Source organism: Glaciecola siphonariae (genome assembly GCF_042652645.1).
In the GTDB taxonomy this organism is placed as follows: Bacteria; Pseudomonadota; Gammaproteobacteria; order Enterobacterales; family Alteromonadaceae; genus Glaciecola; species Glaciecola siphonariae.
On the sequence record NZ_JBHSGU010000009.1, the window covers coordinates 57499 to 84225 of the forward strand.

General features: G+C 45.7%; 19 protein-coding genes. 10 read left to right on the forward strand and 9 right to left on the reverse strand.

Annotation, left to right across the window (positions count from 1 at the left end):
- Positions 1–5: 5 nt before the first annotated feature.
- Positions 6–554 carry a VOC family protein gene (locus tag ACFO4O_RS14245; protein WP_382409708.1) on the reverse strand — a complete coding sequence of 183 codons (549 nt, stop codon included), beginning with the start codon at positions 552–554 and terminating at the stop codon, positions 6–8.
- Positions 554–1651 carry a 4-hydroxyphenylpyruvate dioxygenase gene (gene hppD, locus ACFO4O_RS14250; RefSeq protein ID WP_382409710.1) on the reverse strand — a complete coding sequence of 366 codons (1098 nt, stop codon included), beginning with the start codon at positions 1649–1651 and terminating at the stop codon, positions 554–556. Before hppD ends, ACFO4O_RS14245 begins: the two co-directional genes overlap by 1 nt.
- 214 nt (positions 1652–1865) lie before the next feature.
- Here hppD and ACFO4O_RS14255 point away from each other — a divergent pair, with 214 nt between their 5' ends.
- From ACFO4O_RS14255 to ACFO4O_RS14265, 3 genes are all read left to right on the forward strand, one after another.
- Positions 1866–2321: a MarR family winged helix-turn-helix transcriptional regulator gene (locus ACFO4O_RS14255; RefSeq protein WP_382409712.1), complete on the forward strand. Its 456-nt coding sequence runs from the start codon at positions 1866–1868 to the stop codon at positions 2319–2321.
- Positions 2322–2423: 102 nt separating this feature from the next.
- Positions 2424–3089, forward strand: a complete 666-nt coding sequence (locus ACFO4O_RS14260; RefSeq protein WP_382409714.1) for a TetR/AcrR family transcriptional regulator — start codon at positions 2424–2426, stop codon at positions 3087–3089.
- Between the two features lie 258 nt (positions 3090–3347).
- Complete coding sequence (locus tag ACFO4O_RS14265) at positions 3348–5690, forward strand: PAS domain-containing hybrid sensor histidine kinase/response regulator (protein WP_382409716.1); 2343 nt, start codon at positions 3348–3350, stop codon at positions 5688–5690.
- Between the two features lie 28 nt (positions 5691–5718).
- On the opposite strand, the gene ACFO4O_RS14270 is transcribed toward ACFO4O_RS14265, so the two are convergent.
- From ACFO4O_RS14270 to ACFO4O_RS14290, 5 genes are all read right to left on the reverse strand, one after another.
- On the reverse strand, positions 5719–6729 hold the full coding sequence (locus ACFO4O_RS14270; RefSeq protein WP_382409718.1) for a DNA topoisomerase IB: 1011 nt from the start codon (positions 6727–6729) through the stop codon (positions 5719–5721).
- Between the two features lie 95 nt (positions 6730–6824).
- Positions 6825–7700, reverse strand: coding sequence for an SDR family NAD(P)-dependent oxidoreductase (locus ACFO4O_RS14275; protein ID WP_382409720.1), 876 nt, complete (start codon positions 7698–7700; stop codon positions 6825–6827).
- Positions 7690–8688, reverse strand: coding sequence for an alpha/beta hydrolase (locus tag ACFO4O_RS14280; protein WP_382409722.1), 999 nt, complete (start codon positions 8686–8688; stop codon positions 7690–7692). The genes ACFO4O_RS14275 and ACFO4O_RS14280 overlap by 11 nt, the downstream gene beginning before the upstream one ends.
- A complete protein-coding gene (locus tag ACFO4O_RS14285; protein WP_382409724.1) occupies positions 8685–9557 on the reverse strand; it encodes an SDR family NAD(P)-dependent oxidoreductase in 873 nt (290 codons plus the stop codon). The genes ACFO4O_RS14280 and ACFO4O_RS14285 overlap by 4 nt, the downstream gene beginning before the upstream one ends.
- Complete coding sequence (locus ACFO4O_RS14290; RefSeq protein WP_382409726.1) at positions 9538–10932, reverse strand: MFS transporter; 1395 nt, start codon at positions 10930–10932, stop codon at positions 9538–9540. The genes ACFO4O_RS14285 and ACFO4O_RS14290 overlap by 20 nt, the downstream gene beginning before the upstream one ends.
- A gap of 158 nt (positions 10933–11090) precedes the next feature.
- Between ACFO4O_RS14290 and ACFO4O_RS14295 the strand changes: the two genes are divergently transcribed.
- The gene (locus ACFO4O_RS14295) at positions 11091–13700 is read left to right on the forward strand and encodes a TonB-dependent receptor (protein WP_382409728.1); all 2610 of its coding nucleotides are present in this window, start codon (positions 11091–11093) and stop codon (positions 13698–13700) included.
- Positions 13701–13920: 220 nt separating this feature from the next.
- Here ACFO4O_RS14295 and ACFO4O_RS14300 read toward each other — a convergent pair whose 3' ends face one another.
- Together ACFO4O_RS14300 and ACFO4O_RS14305 are read right to left on the reverse strand one after the other, a co-directional pair.
- Positions 13921–14451 carry a PEP-CTERM sorting domain-containing protein gene (locus ACFO4O_RS14300; RefSeq protein WP_382409730.1) on the reverse strand — a complete coding sequence of 177 codons (531 nt, stop codon included), beginning with the start codon at positions 14449–14451 and terminating at the stop codon, positions 13921–13923.
- Between the two features lie 60 nt (positions 14452–14511).
- Positions 14512–17709 carry a S8 family serine peptidase gene (locus ACFO4O_RS14305; protein ID WP_382409732.1) on the reverse strand — a complete coding sequence of 1066 codons (3198 nt, stop codon included), beginning with the start codon at positions 17707–17709 and terminating at the stop codon, positions 14512–14514.
- Between the two features lie 425 nt (positions 17710–18134).
- On the opposite strand from ACFO4O_RS14305, the gene ACFO4O_RS14310 reads away from it, so the two are divergent.
- From ACFO4O_RS14310 to ACFO4O_RS14335, 6 genes are all read left to right on the forward strand, one after another.
- Positions 18135–19133: a Gfo/Idh/MocA family protein gene (locus ACFO4O_RS14310; protein ID WP_382409734.1), complete on the forward strand. Its 999-nt coding sequence runs from the start codon at positions 18135–18137 to the stop codon at positions 19131–19133.
- A 186-nt stretch (positions 19134–19319) separates the two neighbouring features.
- Positions 19320–19628 (forward strand): hypothetical protein, encoded by a 309-nt coding sequence (locus ACFO4O_RS14315; protein WP_382409736.1) that lies wholly within the window; start codon positions 19320–19322, stop codon positions 19626–19628.
- 289 nt (positions 19629–19917) lie between these two features.
- On the forward strand, positions 19918–21384 hold the full coding sequence (locus ACFO4O_RS14320) for a TolC family protein (protein WP_382409738.1): 1467 nt from the start codon (positions 19918–19920) through the stop codon (positions 21382–21384).
- Positions 21381–22973 (forward strand): efflux RND transporter periplasmic adaptor subunit, encoded by a 1593-nt coding sequence (locus ACFO4O_RS14325; protein WP_382409740.1) that lies wholly within the window; start codon positions 21381–21383, stop codon positions 22971–22973. The genes ACFO4O_RS14320 and ACFO4O_RS14325 overlap by 4 nt, the downstream gene beginning before the upstream one ends.
- Positions 22973–26089 carry an efflux RND transporter permease subunit gene (locus ACFO4O_RS14330; RefSeq protein WP_382409742.1) on the forward strand — a complete coding sequence of 1039 codons (3117 nt, stop codon included), beginning with the start codon at positions 22973–22975 and terminating at the stop codon, positions 26087–26089. The genes ACFO4O_RS14325 and ACFO4O_RS14330 overlap by 1 nt, the downstream gene beginning before the upstream one ends.
- A gap of 20 nt (positions 26090–26109) precedes the next feature.
- Positions 26110–26592, forward strand: coding sequence for a GGDEF domain-containing protein (locus ACFO4O_RS14335; RefSeq protein WP_382409744.1), 483 nt, complete (start codon positions 26110–26112; stop codon positions 26590–26592).
- Positions 26593–26727: the final 135 nt, after the last annotated feature.

A 26727-nucleotide genomic window follows, 5' to 3' on the forward strand; every position in this document is an offset into this window, starting at 1 on the left:
TCTCCTTAGTGTTGGCTACCGGGAAAGCCTTGGCCATTGTGTAACCAATCGGCGTGCTTAGGTGCCTTTTTTGTTTGCGACCATTGCTCTAGCATCTCTGGGGCAACGCGCTTAAGCTCTGCCATCATTGCCGGCGTATGGGTATTAGCTGCCAATTCAATACGATGACCATTTGGGTCAAAAAAGTAAATGGACTGAAAAATACCGTGATTAGTAGGACCTAGCACGCTGATGTCATTTGCCTCAAGCTTTGCTTTGGCCGCATGCAAGGCGTCCATTGATTCGACTTCAAAGGCAATATGCTGCACCCATTCAGGGGTATTAGTGTCGCGGCCCATTTTCGGTGAATTAGGCAGTTCAAAAAACGCCAATACGTTGCCATTGCCCGCATCTAAAAACACATGCATATACGGGTCGGGCGCTTTGGTCGACGGTACTTGGTCTTCGGCAATGGCAAGCTGAAAATCCATATCGAGCATATTTTGATAAAACTCAACGGTCTCCTTGGCGTCGTTGCACCGGTAGGCAACATGATGAATGCGAGAAATGGCCATTACGCGCCTTCCTTAGTTTTGTCAGCGCCAGCAATCACTCCTCGCTCGACTTGATCGCGTTCGATAGACTCAAACAAGGCTTTGAAGTTACCTTCGCCAAACCCTTGGTCTTCTTTGCGTTGAATAAACTCAAAGAACACAGGGCCTAATAAAGTGGCTGAAAATATCTGAAGCAATAAACGTGGCTCACCGCCATCGGTTGTGCCGTCAAGCAAAATACCTCGGGCTTGTAGCTCTTCGGTTGGCTCGCCGTGGCCAGGAAGGCGTTCCTCTAACATACTATAATAAGTCTGAGGAGGAGCTGTCATAAACTTCATGCCTTGAGCCTTTAATCGGTCCCAACATGCCGGTAAGTCATCACAGGCAAAGGCAATATGTTGAATGCCCTCGCCATTATAGGCCATCAAGAACTCTTCAATTTGGCCACCCGCGCCACCGGCTTCTTCATTTAACGGTATACGTATTTTGCCGTCTGGCGCCGTCATCGCTTTAGACAGCAAACCGGTATATTCCCCTTTAATGTCAAAGTAACGAATTTCACGGAAGTTAAATAAATCTTCGTAGAACTTGGCCCAATGCGCCATGCGGCCGCGGTATACATTGTGAGTAAGATGGTCGAGGGTATGGAAGCCGCAGCCCTCAGGATGGCGGTCTACGCCCTCTAGCCACTCAAAGTCGATGTCGTATATGGTGTTCTCGCCCTTGTAGCGGTCAATTAAATAAAGCGCCGCACCGCCAATACCTTTAATGGCAGGCAGCTTTAGTTCCATTGCGCCGGTCTGCATATCTATAGGCTGGGCGCCTTTTTCAATGGCCATTTTATAGGCTTTTTGAGAATTTTTAACACGAAAGGCCATGCCGCAAGCCGATGGTCCATGCTCTTGGGCGTAGTAAAAAGCAGGGCTGTTTTTGGTATAGTTAGTGATAAAGTTGATATCACCTTGACGCCACAAGGCAACATCTTTAGATTTATGATTTGCCACATGAGTAAAACCCATCATGGTAAATACGGGCTCTAAAATGCCTTTACTCGGGGCGGTAAATTCAACAAATTCAAAGCCATCTAAGCCCATGGGGTTTTCGAATAAATCAGCCATAGTGTTTCCTTTTGTGTGAGGTCTTTAACTAAATTCAGACTGAGCCTGTGGTGTCTGGTAGCGTTTAAGGACCATTGGTACAAATAGTTGCAAGTGCAACTAAATTAGTTGTAATTGCAACTAATGTCAAGTCTTGTGATATGCTTCAAAGCAATATTGAGTTATTGTTTACGCAAAAGCCGCGTTTTTTGATTGATAAAGTAAGGAGTAATAAGTGACCAAGCAGCAAAGTTTGCTTACTTTAGAAAAATACATGCCCTACCGCTTATCTATTGTTTCAAATAAGGTAAGTAGCATTGTTGCGCAAACCTATAAAGATAAGTTTGCATTAAGCATTACAGAATGGCGTATTATGGCGGTGCTAGGAGAATACCCCGGTGCCTCAGCAGACGAAATCTCGCAAAAAACGCAAATTGAAAAATCCCTAATAAGCCGTGCAATAAGTCATTTACTCAAGCGCAAGCTGGTGGAGCGAAAGCTCGCAAAAGATGACAAGCGCCGGTCACATATCAGCCTTTCGCAAACTGGATATGAGGTGTATTCGGAAATTGTACCGCTCTCTCTCCAATATGAACGCGCACTTTTAGATTGCCTAAGTGATGATGAACAAGCAGCCTTGAGTAAAATTATTGAGCGGCTATATGCTCATGCACAAAAGCTTGAGTTCTGAATCGATAAAGATAAAAAAGCCAGACCGTTATCTGGTATAAGGGTTAATTCCGGTTATAAATCCTGTATTATTTAAACTTAAGTTGAACTAACGATGTCGAATATGCAAGCATTCCAAGTTGGAAAACAAAAGAAAACACGTCGTAAACGCGGGCAAACTCGCCCAGCCATTTTAGACGCTGCGGTTCGTTTGCTAATGCAGGAGGGGCCTGAAACGCTCACGACTACGCGCTTAGCAAAAGAAGTTGGCATTGTGCAGTCGGGTTTTTATGCGCATTTTCGTACCATTGATGAATGCCTAAAAGCAGTGGTCGCTGAAATAGACACAAACGTGAGAGCACCGCTCGCCGACCAAATGGCGCAACTGCGACTAACCGATGCTGGCGATGTTGAGCTACTCGATGAGTTTTATCACGTACTGTTTGACCGAGTAGAAGAAAATTGGCCGCTAATGGAGGTGTTTTTGCATTTTCGCGGGGATCACTCCAGTATTGGAAAAATGATTGCGGATTTTGAAATGAGTCTTGTGAGCGACCTGCAACTGCATTTGATGGAGATGCGAGATACCGTAAGCTTAGAAAAAGTTTTTGGAAATGCGCCAGAAAAAATGCTTTTGGCCCTTGCTCAAATGATGATCAGTCAAGCGCTAGTAGGGATTATGCAGTGGAAGCTTGGCAATATTTCGCGTGATGTGTTGGCCCGCTTGTTAGCTGAGCAAACCTCCAAAGTTGGTGAAAGCGCAAAGGCGGCTGGTATCCGTATCGTTTAAGTCAAAGGTTTAACACCAGCGCGTTAAGACAAACGGAAATAAATGCAAACGATTTAATGTCGGCTTTTTCGTTGTTCTTGTTGTAAACCGATATAGTTGTTAGCTTGTGGGTCGATAACTCACATAGTATAAGTGCTGCAGCTATGCTGTATTTGCAAATTGTGTATCAACAGCCTGTGCGCCATGAACAATGCGAACTCCTTGTTTTTACATGAGCGTTTAAAGAGATCAACCAATCTATGCCAAACTGCGACGATTATGCTGTCAGCTTTTTCATTCTTTAAAGACGTAAATTGCGTTTTCATCAGGCTCGATGACGCTTTTTTGATTCAGCAGTGCAATCAATACACGCTAAGCAACACGGTAGCGAATGCCGACGAAATGCTTAATCATAAGTTTGAAGCATTTTTTCATATTGACGATCAAGAAGATGTCTCCTCGATTTTAGCGCAAGTCTCCAAACCCGAAGTCACCAACAGGCGTTTTGTTCATAGATGGCAACAGGCCGGCGGCAGCCATATATGGTTAGAATGGTTCATAGTGCCTGATGACGATGGGAAGCATTTTTACGTAAAGGGTGAAGACGTTTCAGAACACAAGCGTGTAAAGTCAGCGTTAACGGCAATTGAAACGGTAACCGATACTGGCTATTGGGAAATTGATTTAGATACAAATCATGTGTATTGGTCTGATCAGGTCCATCGTATCCATGAAACAGACGCTCGAACCTTTCGACCGAAGGTTGAAGACGGCATCAGCTTTTATCACCCAGACGCTATACCTACTTTGTTAGACGCCGTTGAGGGTTTAAAACGCAGTGGGAAGTCGTATTCTGTTGACTTAAAATTTATCACCAGCAAAGGAAAAAACTTGGTGGTCAATGCTACCGGTTTTTCTGAAACGGTTGACGGTAAAGTCGTCAGAAATTTCGGCACATTTAAGGACCTAACCAAGCAGAAAGAAGACGATATCATGCGTCAGCGGCTAGAGCAGCGCATCGTGCTGGCCTTAAAAGCTGCCAACATTGGCGTATGGGAATACGACATCCTGCACGACGAGCTCACATGGGACGACCGTTTATTTGATATTTACGGGCGCAGCAGAGAGTCTTTTCAAGGTAAGCTCGATGATTGGATAAAATCGGTGCACCCCGATGATTTAGACGAAGCACTAGCCGCTTTCAATAAAGCAGTGCAGTCGCATACCTATTTTAATCATAAATTTAGGGTGGTCACTGAAGGCGGTGACACGCGCTATGTTCATGGTATGTCGGCATTTATTTATGACGACCATAGTACCCCCATCAAAGCTACTGGTATAAACATAGACTTGACTGAAGCGCAGGAAATGAACGCTAAGTTAGAGGCTACCATTGAACGAGCTGAAAAAAGTGCGTCACTTGCACGTGATTTGGCGAAAAAAGCGCAAACCGCTGACCTGCAAAAGAGTGCCTTTTTAGCGAATATGAGTCACGAAATTCGCACACCCATATCAGGTGTTATTGGGCTTGTTGAAATGCTCATTGATAATCAAGAAACTGATAAACTAAGCAAGCAAGAGCACCATCACTATTTGAATTTGGTGAAAAACAGTTCAAAACATTTGCTCAATATCATTTCCGACATTCTTGATTTCTCAAAAATTGAAGCGGGCAAAATCACCATTGTTAAGCAAAACTTTGTGCTTAAAAAACTGCTCAACGACCTGTTAGACGACTTTAAATATCAGGCCTCCGATAAAGGCCTAGATTTTGACTTTAAAGCGCATAATTTAAGTGATGAAATATTCTGCGGCGACCCTCTGCGACTTAAACAAATATTGTATAACCTGCTTGGTAACGCCATTAAATTCACGCAAACTGGCGGCATAAAAGTGCGAGTGCGAATTAATCAGCGAGATGAAGAGCATGTTGAATTTATTTGTTCAATCATCGATACCGGCGTAGGCATTGCTCAAGACAAACTAGACATTTTGTTTATGCCTTTTGAACAGGTAGATACCAGTGCCACAAGAGCATCTCAAGGGACCGGTTTAGGTTTATCGATTACCCGAAAGTTGATTGACTTGATGAGCGGAGATATTACGGTGACAAGCCAAGAAGTACTCGGCTCAAACTTTACCGTAAAACTGCCCTTTGAAAAGGTGAAAGACCAGCAGCAAGCGAACCAAGACATAAAACAAACGCAATTAGAAGCAGATAACATAACGCAGCACAAAAACCTGCATGTACTGGTTGCAGAAGATAACGACGTTAATCAGGTTGTAATCAAAAGCCTGCTTGAGCAACTTCATATCACCTGTATGCTGGCAGAGAACGGCGAGCAAACAATCGCATGCTTGAGTCAATACCCGCCAGAGCACTTCGATTTCATATTGATGGATTGTCAGATGCCCGTTATGGACGGCTTTGAGGCAACTTATCAAATCCGCAATAGCGCAAAGTTAGCCACGTATAAAAATATTCCCATTATTGCGCTGACGGCCAATGCGATGGCAGATGATAAAAAGCGGTGTTTAGACACCGGAATGAATGAATACTTAGCGAAGCCGGTAAGTAAGGAGCAGCTAAGCCAAACTATCGCAAGTTTATTAGCCAAATAAACCTTACCCGTCGCCGTAAGACTTATCGCTATTCAATGATGCGTAATACCGTGCGTTCGGCTGCGCTGAGTGCATAGGAACTGTTATTGTCTTCATCGTTGTTTGTGCGCAGTGTTTCAGTACTGATGGCGTCATCTTCAATAGCGCTTAGTATCTTAGGATGGATGTAGTACTCGCGGCAAATAGCGGGCGTATTGCCCAAGCTTTTTGCTACCTTTTTAACGATTTTGTTTATGGGTTTGGTATTGCCCGATTTAGCAGAATCGGTACGTTTATTGTTTTGCTGCATTTCAACATAATATTCAACCGCCAAGCAGCTAGCGGTCCACGTTCTAAAGTCTTTGCAGGTAAACGCTTCACCCATTTGTGACTTAATAAAGGCATTGACTTCATCGCTTGAAACGTCAGACCAAGCGCTTGCGTTTTCGCGGTACCTAAATAGCGCGTAGCCAGGCTGTTCACTGGCCTGCTGAACATGCTTAGCCAAACACTCATCATCAATTGTTACGCAGCGCTGCTTACCACTTTTACCTGTAAACTCTAAGCTTATACCGTCATCGTGCTCAACGATGTGTTTACGCCTCAAGGTAGATAGGCCATAGGTTTTATTATGTTGAGCGTAGTGTTTATTGCCGATGCGAATGCCGGTGTCGTCTAATACTAGCACCATCAAAGACAAGACTTTCTCAGGTGTCCATTGGGTTTGCTGCAACTGCTTGTGGCAGTATTGTCTCATATCGGGAAGCTTCGCGGCGAACTCTGGCAATTTGCCAAACTTAGCTGCCTGCTGTTGGCGTTGCCATTGTTCTGAATAGATATACTGCTTGCGACCTTTTGCGTCGCGTCCCGACGCTTGTATTTTAGCGCTTGATTCGGTGGCAATGAGCACATCATCCCACATAGGCGGAATAACGAGTGCCTTAATTCGCTTAAGCTGCCGTCTGCAGTGTATTTTTCGGTTGTTGCTATCAAAATACTGAAACCCCTTTCCCCAGCGTTTTCGCGTAATAAAAGAGGCATCTTCAATCTTGTCTGTCATGTAAAGCGTCTGTGAGTCAGGTAGTTATGTTGTTTATACTTTTCAGACGCTACATAGTTCAGCGCGACTTGAACAGGGCAAGGCCTGCAAGCCGTTTATGGCCGCTCTGTATCGAGGCTTATATCAGTATTGAGCTCTTTATTTTGCCGCTTTAGGTCATGCGACTTTGCCACTGCTTTTTCAATATTTTCATCGGTGAACTGACGCTCAAACAAACGCTGTACTATCCATGGAAATTTAAGTAACCAAGCCATTTTACGCGGGGCAACAATTTCTCTTTGTCTTTGATTAATACCGTCGACGGCAATTTGTGCAACCTTTGAAGCGCTTATTGCGTCTCCGTCACCTGAATTTACATTTCCCCATAGTAACTGCATCAGCTCATCGGTATCGCGATTGTCATCTCCTTCGCCTTTCACAAAGTTAGGGCATAGAATACCGACCTCAATGCCTCTAAACTTCACCTCCTGTCGATAGCAATCGAGCATCGCGTAAAGCCCCGCTTTAGAAGCGCAATAATGAGACTGTAAAGGGCTTCTGCCGACTGCAGCGGTTGATGCAACGGCCAATAAGTATCCGCGAGTTTGCGCTAAGTAGGGCGTTGCGATTTGCGCGACTCGATACGCGCCCACAAGATTAATATCTAACATGCGCTGAAAGGCACTTTCACTTGCAGTCTCAAGCGCGCCAGAACCCATAATACCGGCGTTTGATACCACAATGTCAACTCTGCCAAAAACGTCTATCGCTTTGTCAAATGCGTGTTGAATTGAGGCGCTGTCGCACACATTCATTTCAACAGCGATAGTGTTTGGGAGGTCTTTTGCCATGGCTTCGAGCTTGTCGAATTCTAAACCTGCCAAGACCAATTTAGCACCGCGCTTATGCAGTTCAAGCGCAATATGTTTGCCAATGTTTCTGGCCGGTCCGGTGACAAGTGCTACTCGCTGTCGGATTTGTTTATGCTTCATATTTGTTTCCCTCACGGCTGCCTTTGCTGCTTTCGCTGGCTTCTTCCTGAGTACTTGAACCGCCTACTTGTACAACTGAGTCAGGTAGTTCAACAATGCTTTTGATAAAGGCGATTTGATCGGCAATAGTGCGTTCAAAAGCCTCGCCATGATAAATCTCGAAGTGCTCAATGTGATAGTTAATACACTGACCGTGCGGTGCTAATTCAGCCGCTTTTTGCGCGGGCTCGGGCGGGGTCACTTCATCTTTTGTTGCTACCTGCACCAATAAAGGACATTGAATACTAGGTGTTGCAAGGCCAGGCTGCCAGTTTACTACCTCAAGAAACACCCTCGGCGTTGTGCGATTCTCCCAGTTGGCGTCTATATTCTGCTGCCATAAGTCGTCAGGAATAGCATCTGGGGAGGTCATTGCCGCAATCTGCCCAGGATAGCCAACGCTGGCGATGTAGTAGGGGTATTTATTGCGCTTTTCTCGCCATTTGTCTCTTAGCGCGCTATACAACAATGGAATAGCGGTGCGTAAAGACCCAGTGTTTGCCTTGCCATCAGCAAACGGCGCTTGGGCAATCACGCCTTTTATAAAATGTTTGCGACTGGCAATGTCCATGACGTGACCACCAGATAAAGAGCTGCCCCATAAAATGATGCTGTCGGATGCAACGTGATGTTGCTGTTTACACCACTCAATGACATGTTCATAGTCTTCATGGCGTCTTGCAATTGACATCCATTGGCGCGGCCAGCCGCCGGAGCGACCAAAACACCGATAGTCGAATAAAATCACGTTCAGACCAACTGCGGCAAAGCGCGCAGCATAGCGAAGAAGGGCTTCATTTATGGTACCGCCAAATCCGTGAGCCATCACTACGGTTGCTGCACCCGTTGCGGGAGTTAAGTCTGAAAAACACCGCCACAGCGCCATATCAACACCGTCGTGGTCAATGCTAAATTGCTCGGTATAAATGTGTGGAAAGTCCGTCGTCATAGCTGTTTGCCTTCTCTTTTTTCAATAGGCTCAATAATTTGTCCATCGACCAAGCCATTCTTTTTCATCTCTTTGAGAATGCGTTTGCTATAACCTACAGGCATGAGTCGAGCGGTCAGGTCCATTATTTTGGCATCCATACCAATAAGAATTCGCGTTTTGCTGTTTTTAATGCCTTCAATAATGGTAGCAGCCGCCTTTTCTGGTGAGGTGATAAAGGTTTGTTTAAAGGTACTGAGGTCTTTGTGTCGCTCCTCTTCGGTGCGTGACCCCGCGGTAATGGCATTTTCTGCAACATTAGTGTCAATGCCACCGGGATGGACCACCGACACAAGTAGGTTTGGATAATAGCTCATGGCCTCCATCCTTAAACTCTCGGTATAGCCCCTGACTGCAAACTTAGACGCGCAGTAGGCGCTTTGCAGGCCTACCGCAGTTACGCCAAAAATAGACGATATATTCACAACTGCCGCCTCACGAGCGCGCGCAAGTTCGGGTAAGAATACTTGCGTACCATGAACAACCCCATAAAAATTGATGTCCATCACCTTTTTTAGGTCTGTTTCGCGAAGGTGCTCAACGGCGACGGCCTCGTGCGCAATACCTGCATTATTGATAAGCGCGTCAAGTCCGCCAAAATGCGCCATAACCTCTGTTTTAAAGGCAAGCCATTCGTCTCTTTGCGCCACTGAAAACGCACGTGTAATTGCTTTGTTCTTCAGCAGCTTAGCGGTTTCTTGCAGTGCTTGTTCGTTAATGTCGTTTAAAGCGAGTTGCGCGCCCTCTTTATCAAGTGCAATCGACAGCGCGCGGCCTATGCCCGAGCCTGCCCCGGTAACAACAAATACTTTATTTCTGAGGTGTCGCATTAGCTAACTCCATAGCATGAATTTTTTCTTGGGTGAGAAGATGAGAGGCTTTGGTAATGGGGTATCGCCAACAAAGAAAGCTGGTAATAACAAAAAGCACAAATGGAACAGGTCCGGTCATCCATACAAAGGCGCCTAACGTGGTTTCATTTTGTATGATTTGACCGGCCTGATGCTCAAAGACTGATAGCACAATAGCATTTGAAAAAACGCCGATTGAGCCTGCACATTTATGCATGAATATAAAGGCTGAATAAACTAGGCCCTCCCGTCGCATGCCGCTGTTGAGAGTATCTTCGTCTACCGAGTCTGGAAGCATCGCCCATGGAAACAAATTAATGGCCGATATGCCGACGCCCGATAGCACGGCTGCTAAAAACAGCATGGGGCTTGCGCCAGTGCGCGGGATAAAGGGAATGAGCGACAAAAACAGCAAATATACAAGTATTCCGCAAATGAGTGCACGTGGCTTACCGATGCGCTGGCCCACAGCGGCCCAAAGCGGAAAGGTCAAAATTGACAGCAAAAAAATAGCACCAAGCATCTTTTGCTGCTCATTGCCTGGTAGTTTGACAACAGATTCTAAATAAAACGGCAGCATTGACTGGACAATCATCGTTGCCACAGTGCTAAGTACCAGCAGCATGACCAATAAACGAAAGGCCTTGGCTTTAAAGACACTTATAAAGTCACGAACAAGATGATGTTGGCTAGGCGCTTGCTTCGGGCCTTTCACATCGTCGATTACCAGAAAAAACGGGATCGAAAATATCAGACCCAAAAGAGAGTAGGTAATAGCGCTTAGCCACCACGCCAAGGGCGAACTTGTAGCTAAATCTGTTTGCCCTGCAAAAAATAATACCAACGCTGGGGTAACGGCAATGCCTATGAGTACTGCCAGCATCACAAAGCTCACGTTGTAGGTTACTTGCTTGGTGCGTTGGTCGTAGTCGGGTACCAGTGAGGGCAGCATGGCGTGTCTTGGGATGGTAATAAGCGTATAGAACAAAGAAAAAACAACGAATGCCAAACAGGCAAGCGCAAATTGCGTATATGCCTGAGCGCTGATAGTGGGCAGCCACCACAATGCTACGTATGCAACCGCGGCCGGTATAATACCTAATAAAATTAATCCCTTTCGTCCATGACTATGCTGTATGCGATCTGATAACCGGCCGATGTAAGGGTCTAAAACAGCATCCGCCAAACGTCCAATGATGAAAGCAAAACCTGCAAGAATGGCAGGTATCTCAACAACGTTTACAAAGTAGTAAAGCAACCAAGAATTAATGGTGACAAAAGTCAGCGCCAAGTTTACCTCTGGCGTCGCAAACGCGAGCTTTTTAGTTAAGGTATTGATTTTATTTGCGTTCATTAATGTTTGCTCTATGCATAGCCTTTTTGTTAGGGCTCAATTGTTTACAAAATGTAAAAATTAAGTTGTATAAACGGTGCTTAATATGATAGTACTATCATTTAATGTCAAGTGACAGATATAAATTTTTGCTTTCATAAAGCCAAGGAGCTCCTTGTATGAGTACTCATACTGCAATAAAGTTATCCCGTTTTACGATGCTGCCGGTCACATTGTGCACACTAGCAGCACTTTACCCGGCGTTTAGTACAGCGCAAGAACAAGTTAACGATACAAGCCAAACTGTATCGTCACAAAATGAAATCCAACAGGATACGATGTTAGAAACCATTGAAGTAACCGCCCAGCGGCGAGTACAAAATCTGCAAGACGTTCCTGTTTCTATTACTGCACTCTCTGGTGCGGCTTTACAAGACGCCGCGGTAAAAGATATTGTCGATTTAGAAGTAGCGGTGCCCAGTTTGCAAACCTTTATTACACAAAGTGCCACGCAAACTAATTTGGATATTCGTGGGGTGGGTACTTCGTCACAGAATTTTGGTCTGGAGTCTTCAGTAGGCTTATACGTTGATGATGTATTCAGGGCGAGACAAAACTCGATTATTAATAATCTAGTCGATATGGAAGCAGTAGAGGTACTGCGTGGGCCTCAAGGCACTCTGTTTGGTAAAAACACCCCATCAGGGGCAGTTGTTATTCGTACCAAAGCGCCAAGGCATGATGAGCGAGACGGTTTACTAGAGGCAACGGTGGGCAATTTAGGCCTACTCAATTTTGCTGCTGCGTCTAACGTTAATATTGTAGAAGATGAGCTGAGCCTTAGATTTACTGGGTTTAGCAGTCAGCGAGATGGGTTTGTAGACGATGTTGCGCTAGGTGAAAATACTCTGCACGACAGAGACCGCTATGGCGTTAGAGCACAAGCCCTGTGGACACCGAATGACGATTTACGCGTGCGGGTAATCGCAGACTATTCAGAAATTGATGAGATTTGTTGTGCGGCGCCCACCTTCTTAAGTAATTTCCAGTCGCAACAGGTGCCAGGAGTGTTTGGGACAGACGCGATTTTTGCGCAACTCGGCGGCACTATTTTTACAGGCGAAGAGTTTTTTGACTATCGTGTTGCACTCAATTCACTTCCGATTTCACAAAATGAAGATAAGGGCGTGTCGGTCCAAGTTGACTACGATATCAATAATGAATGGTCAGTAACATCCATTAGCGCTCTGCGTGACTTTGATTCGCGAGACACTATCGACGGTGACTTTACCGATATTGATTTAGTGACCACCACCAACGTCGCTTCCCAAAAATCGCTTTCACAAGAGTTCCGTTTTAACTACACCAGTGAGCGCCTTAACGCAGTAATCGGTGCCTATTATTTTACGCAAGACTTAGATTTAGATTATAAGGTTGAAATAGGTGAGCAGTTCCCTGACTTTTTCAATATTGCTGTGCTACCCAGCTTACAAGCATCGCCTCTTGGCCCATTACTTGCCGGGCTAGACCAAATCAGTGCTGCAACAGGAGGCTTAGTTGCGCCAGTAGGGCCAGGTGTTGGCGCAGGTTTTAGTTTTCCGCATATTGCGCAACAAGAGCATACCTCTTATGCTTTATTTGGACAATTTGACTACTCGCTAAATGACAGCTGGATAATTACGGCTGGACTTCGCTATACCGATGAAGACAAAACACTATTTAGTGGTTTTAGTGAGCTTAACAGCGCCGGTACACAAACCACCGCCGTAGATTTTGCAGCCGCTGGAGCTGCACTCGGTCAAATCGGCGCTGGATTAGCGCAGGGCCAGCTTCCTACAGAGGAAATGCTTGCGCCTCTAGTGCCTCTGCAAACTGCAGGCTGGGCCTTTCCGTTTGTGTCAGCGGCTACCTCGCCTAGACCAACCATTGACACCGACTTGGCAGATAGTAAAACGACCGGTACCTTAAAGTTAAGCTACACACCTAACAGGCACACCTTAGTGTATGCCTCTGCAGCGACTGGGTATAAGTCAGGCGGCACTAATACCGACCGTATACCAAGTGGTTTTTCGCCCTTGTTTGATGCCGAAACCGCCACGTCTTTTGAGCTAGGGATTAAAGCAGACTTTCCTCAGCAGGCGCTTCGTATAAATGCCGCTATTCATTCAACCAAGATTGATGATTTTCAAGCGAATACTTACGACGGTACCGGTTTTAATTTACAAAATGCCGGTGCACTCGATACGTTTGGTGGCGAAGTAGAATTAACGTGGCTGCCAACTGATGACGTGGAGCTTCGTTTAAATTACGCGCACATTGATGCGCAGTATGACGAATTTGATGCGGGCTCTTGTTATATCGCTTATACCTTTCATACTGGCATAGACGACCCAGGAAGACGCAATCCTCAAGACCCCTTCTGCTCGCGTGCTGGCGATCGCCTGCCAGGTTCGCCAGAGCACAAGCTGAATGCACAACTGCGCTACGACACTGAACTGACAAGTGACATTTTCATGTATGCGGTTGTGGAGGGTATTTTTAGCTCTGACATCATTCGTGATTCAAACAACGACCCACTTAAACTGCAGCCTGGCTATAGTTTTTTCAATACAAGAGTAGGCTTTGATTTAACACAATACGACATGCAGGTGTTGTTTTGGGGGCGCAATGTGTTCAACAAAGAGTATTATGGCGCCGCAATGTTCGATACGACCCTGCAAGATGGAAAGATATCGTCTTATGTATCGGAACCTAGAACCTTTGGCGTGACAGTGCGAAAGCGATTTTAGAACATAAGAGAATGAATCTCGGTGAAATGAAAAACAGACCTAGGTCTGTTTTTTTATGTTTAGGGCTTAGCGGCTATATCCTAAAACATCTTGTTCAAATGTAGCCAATAAAAAACCTGATTAAGCCAAGGGCTTCAATCAGGTTTTTGTTCGTTGTGCGAGGCACAACATGTAGATTATTTTGTATTTGGCTGAATAGGTTTATTCAGCCGATTTTACTTTACTTGCGTTGACGACGTAGCAACACACCACCGATTGCAAGCGTTAGCAATGCAATAGTAGCCGGTGCTGATACACGTGCTTCACCTAACTGTACGTCTGCTGAGAAGAAAACAAATCCTGCAGGCGAAAAGATGTCGATGAAGTTGCCGAACGGGTCGAAGGTATCAAAAATGAACTGATAGCTCCAATCGTCAAAGCCGTTTTCTTGCACGTCAAGCGCGAAAAACTCTATACCAGCAGATAAGTCAGCCGTATCAATTGCTACTTGGAAATCGAACTGAGTGAACGCAGGCGTTGGCAAACCGAACAATTCAATGCTAAACAAAGAAATGCCGCTATCAAATCCTGAGTCAACTATGTCACCGCTATTTGCAAGCGTCTGCGTAAGTTCAACTTCAATAGTGCCAAATGTAAAACCATCTACAATGATGTCTTGCGTTATAACAACTGCGTTTGCTGCAAAAGATGATGCGAACAAAAGGCTCGTTGCAAGGATGGCGTTACTTACTAATTTTTTTAGAGACTTCATATATACTTCCTCTTATTTATATAAATATTCCGAGGCGATAATCGCCCCGGAATTCTCTGATTATGGTTGTACTTCTAGTACAGTTGTTCCTTGAGACTCGCCCTCTGCATCAAAGTATTCGATAGTACCCATGTAAAGTGCTTCAGGGTTCAAGCCACGAGTTCTAATACTGATGTTTTGGAATCGACCTTCAACCGCTCTTCTTGAAGCAGTGATGCGTGTAGTGCTTTCTACGCCATCAGTGATCCAAGTAGCAACGGTGTAATCAACTGAATCTGCGCCTTGGGTGTCTACGCCTTGAGCAAACAAGATGTAAAGTGCACCTGGGTCAGCAGGATCGTTAGGTACTGGATTAACCAAGATGATCTCTTCGTTTGAGTCTGGGTTGGTTGAAGACTCTACAAAAGAACAGCTAAAGGCTACACAGCGATACACTAACAAGTCTACGTTTGCATCTGGGTTGCTTACCAACTCATTTACTAACGTAAAGCGCATTAGTGTCGTTCCTTCTCTAATTCTTAAGAATGTAGAGGTTGGAACGTTAGCACCGAAGTTAAACGCGCCTGGGTTAGAGATTGCACTGCTTTCGATACCGGCAGCAGGAACAAGACCAGCATATTCCATTGTAAACGCACCTGAGTAGAGAGTTTCTACGAAGGTTTGTCCACGGCCGCGGTTAAGCGATAGTGAAAGGGTTTCTGGTACAGCAATCGTGTTGATTGCGGCTGGGTTTACAGCGATTGGGCTGCGAACGTTAATACCGTTATCACCTTCAAGCGTAACTGCACCAAACGCAAATTGCTCTGGTACAAACTCACCTGGTACACGCTCAAATGTTAGGGCGTAGCTAGCGGTGCCGTTAGGCGCAACAGTAACTAGACCGTCTTCAGTTTGAACGCCTTCAGAATCGAAGGTAGCAACTGTTACAGCAATACCAGTAGGTGCTTCAACAGATACTGTATATACACCACCATCGCCAGTAACGTCAGTTACGGTACGAGTGATAGTTTCTGGTTCTTCAAGTGTACCAATAGCAATTGAAGGATAGTTCAATTGACTTGCGTCAGTTGCAAATCCATCAGCCTCTAAATCTGCACAGGTAGTTTCAGCTAAAGTAGATACTAAACCTGCTTCGCCTTGACCACATAAGAAACCAAGGTAGTCGCCTAAGTTTGCATTATATACAAGACCTGGGTTCATCGCTGGTACTGGGTCAACATGACCTGCACCAAAGTCAAACGGGTCAGCTGGCGTCTCACCATCTTCTTTTACAACATTCTGACGAGCAGTTGTCATAATCGCAGATTTGATTTGGGCCGGCGTCCAGTCTGGGTATTGACCAGATAATAAGGCTGCCATACCTGCAATGTGCGGGCTAGACATTGATGTACCTTGCAAGTATGCAAAGTTCTCACCTTGTGGGTTACCACCAAAGTTAAGCTGTTCTGGGCTTGATGCCGCTAAGATACGAACGCCTGGAGCGGTAATATCAGGCTTGATGATGTCATTCGTCTGCGTGTTCACGCCACGAGATGAGAAACCAGCCATGATGTTACCCACTTCTGTAATGGTGCCAGAATCTGGAGTAAGCGTCATTGTTACGTTAGTGGTTTCTGCTTCAACACTTGCAGACAATAGCAAGCCGTCAGAGTTAGTCACCATTACGCCAGGAATAGTAATACCTGTACCGTCGCCGCCCATCGCAGTTGGTGTGCGCGCGTCAGAGTATACAACTACGCCCACAGCCCCTGCGTCTTGTGCGCCTAAAATCTTGGTTGAGAAGTTACATGCACCGCGAGCGATTAATGCAATCTTTCCAGCTAAGGCTTCAGGATTAGTGATAGGGTCACACGCTAATAGTGGCTCTGCTAGCGCTAAGTCACCCGTTAGACCTTCTGCAGGGATAGGAGCAGTGATTTGACCTGGTAGAGAGAATAAAGTCTCAGAACCTACATTACCGCTGTTGATTTCAAGCTCTGTTCCGATTAGTGCAGATTCGCCGTCATAGGTAGATGCAGCTACAGTGGCCACCCAAGGAGCGATGTTGCTTACTGTTGCAGCAGCAGGACCGCTGTTACCGCCAGAACCAGAGAAGAACACGCCAGCATCGGCAGCACGAAGCGCTGCGTTGTATACGGGTGAGTTAATTGCTTGAGAGTTACCAATTGAATAGTTAAGCACGTCTACGCCGTCAACTACTGCTTGGTCGATTGCCGCCATGCTGTCGCCGAAGAAACAACCGCGTTCGTTTACGCCTTCAGGGCTTACGTAGTTAGCATTCCAACATACTTTGTATGCAGCAACGCGAGCGCGTGGAGCGATTCCGGAAACTGTGCCCACGTCAGCACCGCTTAATACAGCAGTAACGCCAGCATTACCTGCCGCAGTTGAGGCCGTGTGGCTACCGTGACCGTCTGCGTCTCTAGGAGAAGCGAATTCGCCTAGGTCAAAACGCATTTCGTATACGCTAGAGAAAGATGTACCGAAGTAACGAGCACCAATCAGTTTGTTGTTACATGTAAATTCGTCAACCGGCGCAGTTTCGTCGTTATATACAACGTTACCCGCATCATCAACGAATTGACCAACAGAACCTACGTTACACTCTCCTGCCCAACCTTCTGGCGCAGGACCGTAAGCGAGCTCTTCAACAGATGGGTCCTCGCCAAAAGACATATTTTCTGGCCAGATACCTGAATCTAAAATACCAACAATAACGTCTTCGCCTTTAATGCCGAGCGTGTGTTGACCGTCTGGACCTGTAAGACCTAAAAAGGCTGGTGTATTAGAAGTGGTAAGCGTGTGAAGCTCATCTTGGTATACAGCAGCAACGTCTGGGTGATTTTGTAGGGCAGCTAACTGCTCAGAATTTAAACGTGCTGAAAAGCCGTTGAAAGTGTGTGCATAGTTATAAAACACGTTCTCAACGCCAATTTCAGATGCAACAGCTGCTTGCTTTTCTTTAACCGCTGCAACGTAGGCCTGAATTTCAGGTGACTTAGCGTTGTAGTTGTTGCCAAAGCGCGCCACCAGCTGGTTGCTTGGAATTAATTGTCCAATCTCAGATGCTTTGGCTATAGCCGGTGCACCTTTCAGCTGAATAATAAACATATCCGCTGCTGCTGGGGCAACTGGAGCCGGCCCAGTTGCAGAAAATTTGCTTGTGTCTACTTGAACTATGTTCGGTGCAGCTGAGGCAAAACAGCTTGCAACTGCAGCAGAGACAGCAATACCTGATAGGTATTTATTGAATTTCATCTACTTCTCCCGTTTACATCATTTTAAACTTCAGTCGTTATACTTTCGGAATCTTGTGATTACCCAGTTGCTCGGTACAACAATCAACGTCCAATATTTACGCTTTAGCTCATTCGTATTTTATTTATTGTTCTGAATCTGATTTTTATAATTTTTAAATCCAGACTGTACTAGAGTGCAAGTTTTGTGCCCCTAAAATAAGTGTTTATTTTGCTTAGATTTTTCAGTTGTAATTAGCTTGAATATAATGAGATTGTAAAGAAAGCTGACATTATTTTAGACGGCTGAACGTCTGTAAAGTGCTGATTTATTGAGCAATTTTATTGCGCTATTTTCTATTTAATCGAATGAGCCCAAGACCTAATTTGCCTATTCGGTTATATTAATAGAAACATTATAGGTAAACTTCAATCGGGGCGATGCTCATGGCAGAACAAACCTTAATCAGGTGGGGGCTTTTAGGCTGCGGTCATATTGCAAAAACCTTCGTCCGATCCTTTCATGCGTCGCGTGGCAGTGAGCTATTGGCTTGTGCAGCGTCTCAGCAAAGTCGTGCAGAGGATTTTGCTGCACACTTTGGCATCCCTAAAGTGCATCAGAACTACTTGGCACTAGTGCAAGATGAGTCGCTAGATGTCATTTACATCGCGACTACCCATAATTTCCATTTTGAGCATATTATGCTGTGTTTAAAACACAACAAACACGTGCTGTGCGAAAAGCCGCTAACCGTCAACGCCGAGCAAGCGCGCAAAGTTAAGGCAGAAGCATCTAAGCGAAATTTACTTGTGGTAGAGGCCGTGTGGACGCGATTTTTACCTGCAATTAATGCGCTTAAACATATGCTTGATGCAAAGGTGATTGGACAGCTCAAATCGCTTTATGCAAATTTTAGTTTAAACCGCGTGATGAAAGACGAGCATCGTTTGTTAAATCCAGCATTAGCGGGTGGCGCACTTTTAGATTTGGGTATATACCCAATCACCTTTGCCGACATCGTGTTCGACCAGCCCGTGGTATCTTGTAAGGCAAGTGCCGTCATGAGTCACACTGGGGTCGATGAAGTGTCTAATTACTTAGTTGCTTATGAGGGCGGGCAAACTGCTCTGCTGTCTGCAGGATTTAGGCAAAGCGCACCGATTGAGGCGATTATTTACGGTGACGCAGGCCATATAAAAGTGCCGCATTTCCTAGGTGCTCGTTCCATTGAGGTGTATGTTGATGGGCAAGCGCCTGCTACACACGATTTTCATTTTGATGATGACGAGAAGTTTCGCTTTGAAATTGAGCATGTAAATGACTGTTTAAAACGCGGCCTTCGCAGTAGTTCAATACTGCCTCTTGAAACGTCGATTCACATGCTTGCTCTCATGGATGAGCTTAGAGCGCAGTTCGGTCTGAAATACCCAGACGAGCCGGCATAAATCAACACTTTATGGATGGCTTATTTTATGCTTTTATTTTATGCTTGTATTCCGAGCTTAGTTATACAGCGTAAGCCAAATCAAAAAAGGTGATCTCTGAAAACGCGTCTACTGCCCAGCCTAATCTGCATGCTTCTGCTACTTTCTCAAATTGCAGACGCGTTTGCGTGCAAGTCGATGCCCTGTATGAGCAATAACGCCCCGGTACCAGCAGCTATGACCGAGCACATGTCCGAGCATAGTCACCACGATATGAATGACGCAGGTGTGGAGATGGCGGATATGGCCTTATCACCAATGATGAGCATGGCCTGTGAATGTTGCGACGAGCAATGTCAATGCTTAGTAGCCTTCATGTCGATTGCAATACTTCTCGACAGCCCTGTACAAGCGCCTTATGCGCAAAATATGTTTCAACTCCCTGATTATCAATCAAGATTTGTAGAGCTCGTCATTGCTCTGCCTCCCCGCCCGCCCAAACTTTCTTTCATTTAGCAGGCAAGTTGTGCCTGAAATTTGTGTTTGAAGACACAGTGCAGCAGCACTTGCTTACTTATATACCTGCTTGTTGCTGCGCGTTAGAGGCTTTTGAGTAATTTTATAAAGTCCTTTTTGTTCTCCTTTTAAATGAAAGTTTGAGATAACCCTTATGACTTATGTTCACGATTGCCACCACGACATCACTGTTTGTAAAGTGTGTGTGTGCATTTTATTAAAGCCTTTTCGAGAAAATCTAGCGTATTGCCGTTGGTTAAAATGTGCAAAAGAGCTTTTTCTCATTGCATTGTTTACATTATTTGCAATGTGGCTGCCTGCTACAACCTTCGCTAGTAGTATTCACAGCAAAGAGGTTACGAGTGCGGCTGAGAGCGCCCTTGGAGTACTCAGTCTTCAGCATGCTATTGAACTAGCAAGCGCTAACGACCCATGGCTAAAAAGGAGTCAATTTGAGCAACAGGCTAGCTTAGCGCGAAGTGTTGCAGCGGCGAGTCTGCCCGACCCAAGCCTTAGTATCAGCTTGGCAAACTTACCCACCGACGGCCTGGCGTTCAATCAAGAGCCTATGACCCAATTGAAAGTTGGTCTTAGCCAAACACTCGCTCGTGGCGATAGCCTGAACATTAAGCGAGAGCAGCTTGAGGCCGTAGCCGCCCAGCAACCGTTTTTACGACTCAATCGTAAAGCGAGCGTTGCTGTACAGGTTTCGCATTTTTACCTAGATGCGATGTTGGCAAAAATGAGTATTGCGCTTATTGAACAAGACCGTGCATTATTTGAACAGCTTGGCGATATTGCCCAAAGCGCTTACGCTTCTGCAATAGGCGCTACGCGCCAGCAGGATGTGCTGCGCGCAGAGCTCGAACTTGTTCGCATTGAAGATAAATTGCTAGCGCTTAAAGCCAATCAAGCAAATGCTATGGCCCGTTTAAATGAGTGGCTCGCCCCCGACATGCAAAATGCTGAGCACGTTTATGAGCTCAATCAACAGAGCGCTACAGACTTAAGACATGCGTTTTATCAAAGCCCACCATGGATATTACCTGAGGCATTACCGAAGGTGTCAGTAACGACACTTGCTTCCTTTTTGGGCCATCAAGGCCAGCATAAAAACCTCGATAATGAGGCAATCATTGCGCTAGTTAGGCAGCGCGACCAAAGCCCTCTGATTGAATTTATCTCATCTCACCCATTGGTGCTCGGCATTGAGCAAAATATTCTTGCCCAACAAAATGAAGTGGCGCTTGCTAAGGAGCAGTACAAGCCTCAGTGGGCGGTGAATGCAAGCTATGCGCATCGAGATGACGATGATATAGGTCGCAGTCGCGCAGATTTTTTGTCAATCGGCTTAAGCGTCGACCTGCCCTTGTTTCAGCAAAATCGTCAGGATCAAAGCTACAAAGCAGCGGTTAATCAGGCTGAAGCGAGCAAAACACAAAAGCGATTGGCGCTTAGAAACATGCTCGCAAAGATTCATGCAAGTTATGCTAATTACGAGCGCTTACTTCAGCGCCAAGCGCTTTACCGCACGCGGTTTATTGTGCAAAGCGAACAAGAGGCTGAGGCCAGCTTGAGTGCATATACCAATGATGAAGGCGACTTCACCGAGGTGGTGCAAGCACGTATCGGTTTACTCAATGCCAAACTCGACGCTTTAAACATTGAGTTTGAACTTAACAAAACAAAAATGCAGTTGGGCTACTATTTTGTTCAAGCTGCTAGCTTTTCTCACCAGCAGGAACTTCAGCCATGAGCCAATTAAACAGTCAATTTAGCGTTCAGCAAAAGCTTGTTGCAGGTATCATATTCGGCATCATTGTTGGCGCATTAACTATGTTTGTAACGCTTTCAAACACCGATATTTTAGGTAATTCTCCTAATAACGCTGCTGACAACATGACGCATGAGCACAACAGCGACAAGGCGAAACCTAAAGAACCCCTGTACTGGGTAGCACCAATGGACCCTAACTTTAGACGCGACAAGCCGGGTAAGTCACCAATGGGCATGGACTTGGTGCCGGTGTATGCCAGCGATAGTCAAACCGGTAAGCAAAGCGATAGCCCCGGTACTGTGCGCATAGATGCCAATGTAATAAACAATTTAGGCGTAAAAACGGTTACCGCCAAGCTTCGCCCGCTTAATAGCGATATTCATACAGTGGGCTTGATTCGATACAACGAAGACACTCTCGTACACATTCATCCTCGCGTGGAAGGTTGGGTGGAAGAACTATATGTTAAAGCCGCCGGTGATTATGTAACTAAAGGTCAGGCGCTATATTCTCTTTACTCACCCGAACTGGTAAATGCACAAGAAGAGTATTTATTGGCAGTGCAACGAGGCAGTAAAGCGCTGATAAACGCAGCGCAATCGCGCCTAAGTGCACTACAAGTGCCAAGTGACGTTATTAGCAAACTCAATCAAACAAAAAAGGTTGAGCAAAAAATAGTGTTTAAGGCTGCGCAAACTGGATTTGTCGATAACCTCAATATACGGCAAGGTTTTTTTGTTAAACCAGGAACGACATTAATGTCTATTGGTGCTCTTGACGAAGTGTGGGTAGATGCCGATGTCTTTGCGCGTGATGCCGCAAAGCTCGCCCTTGGGCAGCGAGTGAGCATGACCTTAGACTATGCCCCCGGTAAACTGTGGGAGGGCACGATTGACTATATATATCCCTCGCTCGACAGCCAAACGCGCACACTGCGAGCACGCGTGCGATTCAACAATCCTGATTACCAACTAAAACCAAACATGTATGCCAATTTGCGTATTCATACTGAGCAAGACTCAGACGCGGTTTTGCCAAAACGTTATTTGCTAGTGCCCAGCCAAGCGGTTATTCGCACCGGACGACAAAATCGCGTTGTGCTTGCCTTAGGTGAAGGTAAATTTAAGTCGATAGAGGTGACTTTAGGTCGCATGGCGCAAGATATGATTGAGATTACGTCGGGTCTGCGAGCAGGAGACGAGATAGTAAGTTCAGCCCAATTTTTAATTGATTCACAAAGCGCGATTGATTCAGATTTTATGCGTATGCAGCCTGCATCAAACATGCAAGACATGAGCGATGAGCCAGAATCTGTGATGGCGCAAGCCACCATTAACAAGCTTATATTTGGAGATAGCGCCGGCGAGCACAAAATCAATTTAAGTCACGAGGCCTTAGACGCTTGGAATATGCCGGCCATGACGATGGACTTCATGCTTGCCGAGACAATTGACATACAAAACTTAAGAGAAGGTATGCAGATACATGCCACCATTGTAAAGCAGCCATCAGGAATGTATGAGGTAACAGATATACACATTATGTCGCCTTCGATGGAGGGCATGTAATGATTGGCGCCGTTATTCGTTGGAGCGTGCACAACCGCTTTTTTGTTCTGTTGATCACTTTGATAGTGATTGGCGCTGGTTTAATTGCCGTAAAAAATACCCCAGTGGATGCCATACCCGATTTGTCTGATGTGCAGGTAATTGTAAAAACCAGCTACCTAGGACAAGCGCCCCAAGTCGTTGAAGATCAGGTCACTTATCCGCTCACTTCTGCCATGCTCTCAGTGCCGGGTGCAAAAACGGTGCGCGGTTTTTCATTTTTTGGCGACTCTTATGTCTACATTATTTTTGATGATAAAACCGACATGTACTGGGCGAGAGCCAGAGTGTTGGAATATTTGTCGCAAGTTACTGCTACCTTGCCCGAGGGCGCAAGGCCCCAACTCGGTCCAGATGCAAGCGGAGTAGGGTGGATTTACCTTTATGCGCTTATTGATAGAAGTAATCAGCATGACCTTGCAGAGCTTCGCAGTATTCAAGACTGGTTTTTGAAGTTTGAACTGCAAACGGTGCCTGGCGTGTCGGAAGTGGCGAGTGCTGGCGGCATGGTGAAGCAGTATCAAGTGCTTTTAGATCCAAATAAGCTGCGCGCCTACAACATTCCTTTAAGCCATGTGCAAATGGCGATACGCAGAGGCAATCAAGAGCTCGGAGCGTCTGTGATTGAAATGGCAGAGGCTGAATACATGGTACGGGCCACCGGATATATTTCGGATAAACAAGATATAGAGAATATTCCCTTAGGTGTAAATGACCAAGGCACGGCCCTGTTTATTAAAGATGTGGCGAGCGTTGAACTCGGTCCGCAAATGCGAAGAGGCCTTGTTGAGTTAAATGGTGAGGGTGAAACAGTAGGCGGCATTGTGGTTATGCGTTCTGGTGAAAACGCGCAGCAAACCATAAAGGGTGTAAAAGCTAAGTTAGAGCAACTCTCTGCTGGCCTGCCAGACGGGGTAGAAATTGTCAGCGTGTATGACCGTTCCGCGCTAATAGAGCGCGCCATCGATAATTTAAGCACCAAGCTCATTGCTGAGTTTGTTGTGGTGGTTTTGGTGTGTATCGCGTTTTTGTTTCATCTGCGCTCATCTTTAGTTGCCATTATTAGTTTGCCGGTGGGTATTTTACTGGCCTTTATTGTGATGCACCTGCAGGGAATTAACGCCAACATCATGTCTTTAGGAGGCATCGCCATTGCTATTGGTGCAATGATAGATGGCGCCATTGTGATGGTTGAAAATATGCACAAGCACATGGAGGATACTCCCTTAACCAAACAGAATCGCTGGCAAATTGTGGTTGATTCAGCCACAGAAGTAGGTCCTGCTTTGTTCTTTAGTTTGCTTATTATCACCGTGAGCTTTTTACCGGTATTTTCGCTAGAGGCGCAAGAGGGGCGTATGTTTTCGCCGCTTGCTTATACCAAGACCTATGCCATGGCTGCTGCCGCGATTTTAGCGGTGACTCTGGTGCCGGTGCTGATGGGATATTGTGTGCGCGGCAAAGTAAAAGCCGAGCAAAAAAATCCCATTAATCGTTTGCTGACTCTTATTTATCGCCCCTGTTTAGGGTGCGTATTGCGCTATCCAAAGTCTGCGATTTTCGCGGCGCTATTGATATTGATAGTGGGCCTTTGGCCGCTTAGCAAAATTGGCAGCGAATTTATTCCCTCGCTAGATGAAGGCGATTTGATGTATATGCCTACTACCTACGCTGGGATTTCGGTCGGTAAAGCGCGAGAACTGTTGCAGCAAACCAATAAACTCATTAAAACCGTGCCTGAGGTGCAAACTGTATTTGGCAAAGTTGGCAGAGCAGAAACGGCAACTGACCCTGCGCCGCTCACCATGATTGAAACTTTTATTCAGCTAAAGCCAAAATCTCAGTGGCGAGAAGGCATGGATACCAAGGCCCTGATAGAAGAGTTTGAAAAACTGATAAATATCCCGGGTTTAAGCAATGCATGGGTGATGCCCATTAAAACGCGCATTGATATGTTAGCAACCGGCATCAAAACGCCAGTGGGTATTAAAATAGGCGGCCCAGACTTAAATGAAATTCAGCGAATAGGTCAGCAGCTCGAAGTCATTATAGGAGGGCTTGATGGCACCGCTTCGGTTTATTCAGAGCGCGTTGCCGGCGGACGTTACATCAATATCGATATCAAAAGAGCGCAGGCGGCGCGATACGGGCTTAACATCGCAGACGTACAGCAAATTATTGGTGGCGCTGTGGGCGGTATGAATGTGGGGCTTTCGGTGGAAGGTCGAGAGCGTTATCCGATAAACGTGCGCTACCCTCAAGCATATCGCAATTCGCCAGAGTCGCTTAGCGACCTGCCTATAGTCACGCCAAGCGGTGCACATATCGCCTTAGGCGAGATAGCAACGATTAACATTATCCAAGGTCCAGCGGGCATAAAAAGTGAGAATGCGCGCCCTAACGGTTGGGTGTTTATTGATATAGACGATGTTGACATTGGTCACTACGTTGCCACCGCGCAACAAGCTGTAAATGAGCAGCTCGTTTTACCCGCCGGATACTCACTGAACTGGGCTGGGCAATATGAATACATGATGCGTGCAAAAGAGAAATTGAGCCTAGTATTGCCGCTCACGCTAGCGATCATTGTTGTCTTGCTTTATCTGAACTTTAGAAACATGGTGCAGGTAAGCATGATCATCATCACGCTTCCTTTTGCCATGATTGGCGGCATCTGGTTACTGTATTTACAGGGCTTTAATTTTTCAGTAGCTGTGGGGGTGGGTTTTATCGCGCTGGCTGGCGTTGCCGTAGAAATTGGCGTGATCATGTTGGTGTATCTCAATCAAGCATATGATCGCATGCTCACAAGTTGTGCTAAAGCCAATATAACGCCTAGTTTACATGAGCTGATACAGGCTGTACAAAATGGAGCAAGCTTGCGTGTAAGGCCTGTCATGATGACGTCGGCCTCTATTATTCTTGGTTTGTTGCCGGTGATGTATACCACCGGAACAGGCTCAGAGGTAATGAGCCGCATCGCCGCGCCAATGGTCGGCGGCATGGTAAGCGCCCTTGTTTTGACCTTACTCATTTTGCCCGCCGTATACTTAATATGGCGTAAGCGTTATTTATAGGCTTGGTTTCTATTTAACGTATGTGCTCAATTGATGTAGTTAAGGCGCTCGAAAAAGAACACTCCACTGTAAAGCTTTTTAAAGGTGAGTGTGCCATCGCAATCATCGATATAGACCGATTTAAGTCAGTGAACGATACTTATGGTCATGATATAGGCGACAGGGCAATAAAACATATTGCTGAAATTTTGCAAGTTAACACCAACAGCACTGACATAGTGGCTCGAGCTGGCGGTGAAGAGTTCTGTATTGTAATGCCACAGCAAGACATGCAGCAAAGTCTGTTCAAGTTAGAGCAAATTCGTAAGCAAATTGAATTAAAGCCGCTGGTAACAGACGACTATCACATTCAAATGACGGTTAGTATCGGCCTTGCCTCAATGTTAGAGGCAAACAGCTCTAGTCAAGCGATGAAGTTCGCCGACACCGCACTATATGGCGCAAAAGAAGCTGGACGCAATCGCGTAGTGCAATATAACAACAGGCTAAAGCGTAAAAGCTGAGTATTTGTTATATGTGTGAATACAAGTAACCTTGTTGCTTTCTAGACAATTCTGATAGCCCGGATGGATGCATCTAAGCAGTAGAGGTGTCAGGATTCTTTACTATAAAATCAACTTGAGAAAATACTTTCAATA

Excerpts from the sequence above, each read along its gene's own strand:
- ACFO4O_RS14245 (WP_382409708.1), bottom strand. The coding sequence starts at position 554 with ATGGCCATTTCTCGCATTCATCATGTTGCCTACCGGTGCAACGACGCC.
- hppD (WP_382409710.1), bottom strand. The coding sequence starts at position 1,651 with ATGGCTGATTTATTCGAAAACCCCATGGGCTTAGATGGCTTTGAATTT.
- ACFO4O_RS14260 (WP_382409714.1), top strand. The coding sequence starts at position 2,424 with ATGCAAGCATTCCAAGTTGGAAAACAAAAGAAAACACGTCGTAAACGC.
- ACFO4O_RS14265 (WP_382409716.1), top strand. The coding sequence starts at position 3,348 with ATGCTGTCAGCTTTTTCATTCTTTAAAGACGTAAATTGCGTTTTCATC.
- ACFO4O_RS14270 (WP_382409718.1), bottom strand. The coding sequence starts at position 6,729 with ATGACAGACAAGATTGAAGATGCCTCTTTTATTACGCGAAAACGCTGG.
- ACFO4O_RS14275 (WP_382409720.1), bottom strand. The coding sequence starts at position 7,700 with ATGAAGCATAAACAAATCCGACAGCGAGTAGCACTTGTCACCGGACCG.
- ACFO4O_RS14280 (WP_382409722.1), bottom strand. The coding sequence starts at position 8,688 with ATGACGACGGACTTTCCACACATTTATACCGAGCAATTTAGCATTGAC.
- ACFO4O_RS14285 (WP_382409724.1), bottom strand. The coding sequence starts at position 9,557 with ATGCGACACCTCAGAAATAAAGTATTTGTTGTTACCGGGGCAGGCTCG.
- ACFO4O_RS14290 (WP_382409726.1), bottom strand. The coding sequence starts at position 10,932 with ATGAACGCAAATAAAATCAATACCTTAACTAAAAAGCTCGCGTTTGCG.
- ACFO4O_RS14295 (WP_382409728.1), top strand. The coding sequence starts at position 11,091 with ATGAGTACTCATACTGCAATAAAGTTATCCCGTTTTACGATGCTGCCG.
- ACFO4O_RS14300 (WP_382409730.1), bottom strand. The coding sequence starts at position 14,451 with ATGAAGTCTCTAAAAAAATTAGTAAGTAACGCCATCCTTGCAACGAGC.
- ACFO4O_RS14305 (WP_382409732.1), bottom strand. The coding sequence starts at position 17,709 with ATGAAATTCAATAAATACCTATCAGGTATTGCTGTCTCTGCTGCAGTT.
- ACFO4O_RS14310 (WP_382409734.1), top strand. The coding sequence starts at position 18,135 with ATGGCAGAACAAACCTTAATCAGGTGGGGGCTTTTAGGCTGCGGTCAT.
- ACFO4O_RS14315 (WP_382409736.1), top strand. The coding sequence starts at position 19,320 with ATGAGCAATAACGCCCCGGTACCAGCAGCTATGACCGAGCACATGTCC.
- ACFO4O_RS14325 (WP_382409740.1), top strand. The coding sequence starts at position 21,381 with ATGAGCCAATTAAACAGTCAATTTAGCGTTCAGCAAAAGCTTGTTGCA.
- ACFO4O_RS14330 (WP_382409742.1), top strand. The coding sequence starts at position 22,973 with ATGATTGGCGCCGTTATTCGTTGGAGCGTGCACAACCGCTTTTTTGTT.
- ACFO4O_RS14335 (WP_382409744.1), top strand. The coding sequence starts at position 26,110 with ATGTGCTCAATTGATGTAGTTAAGGCGCTCGAAAAAGAACACTCCACT.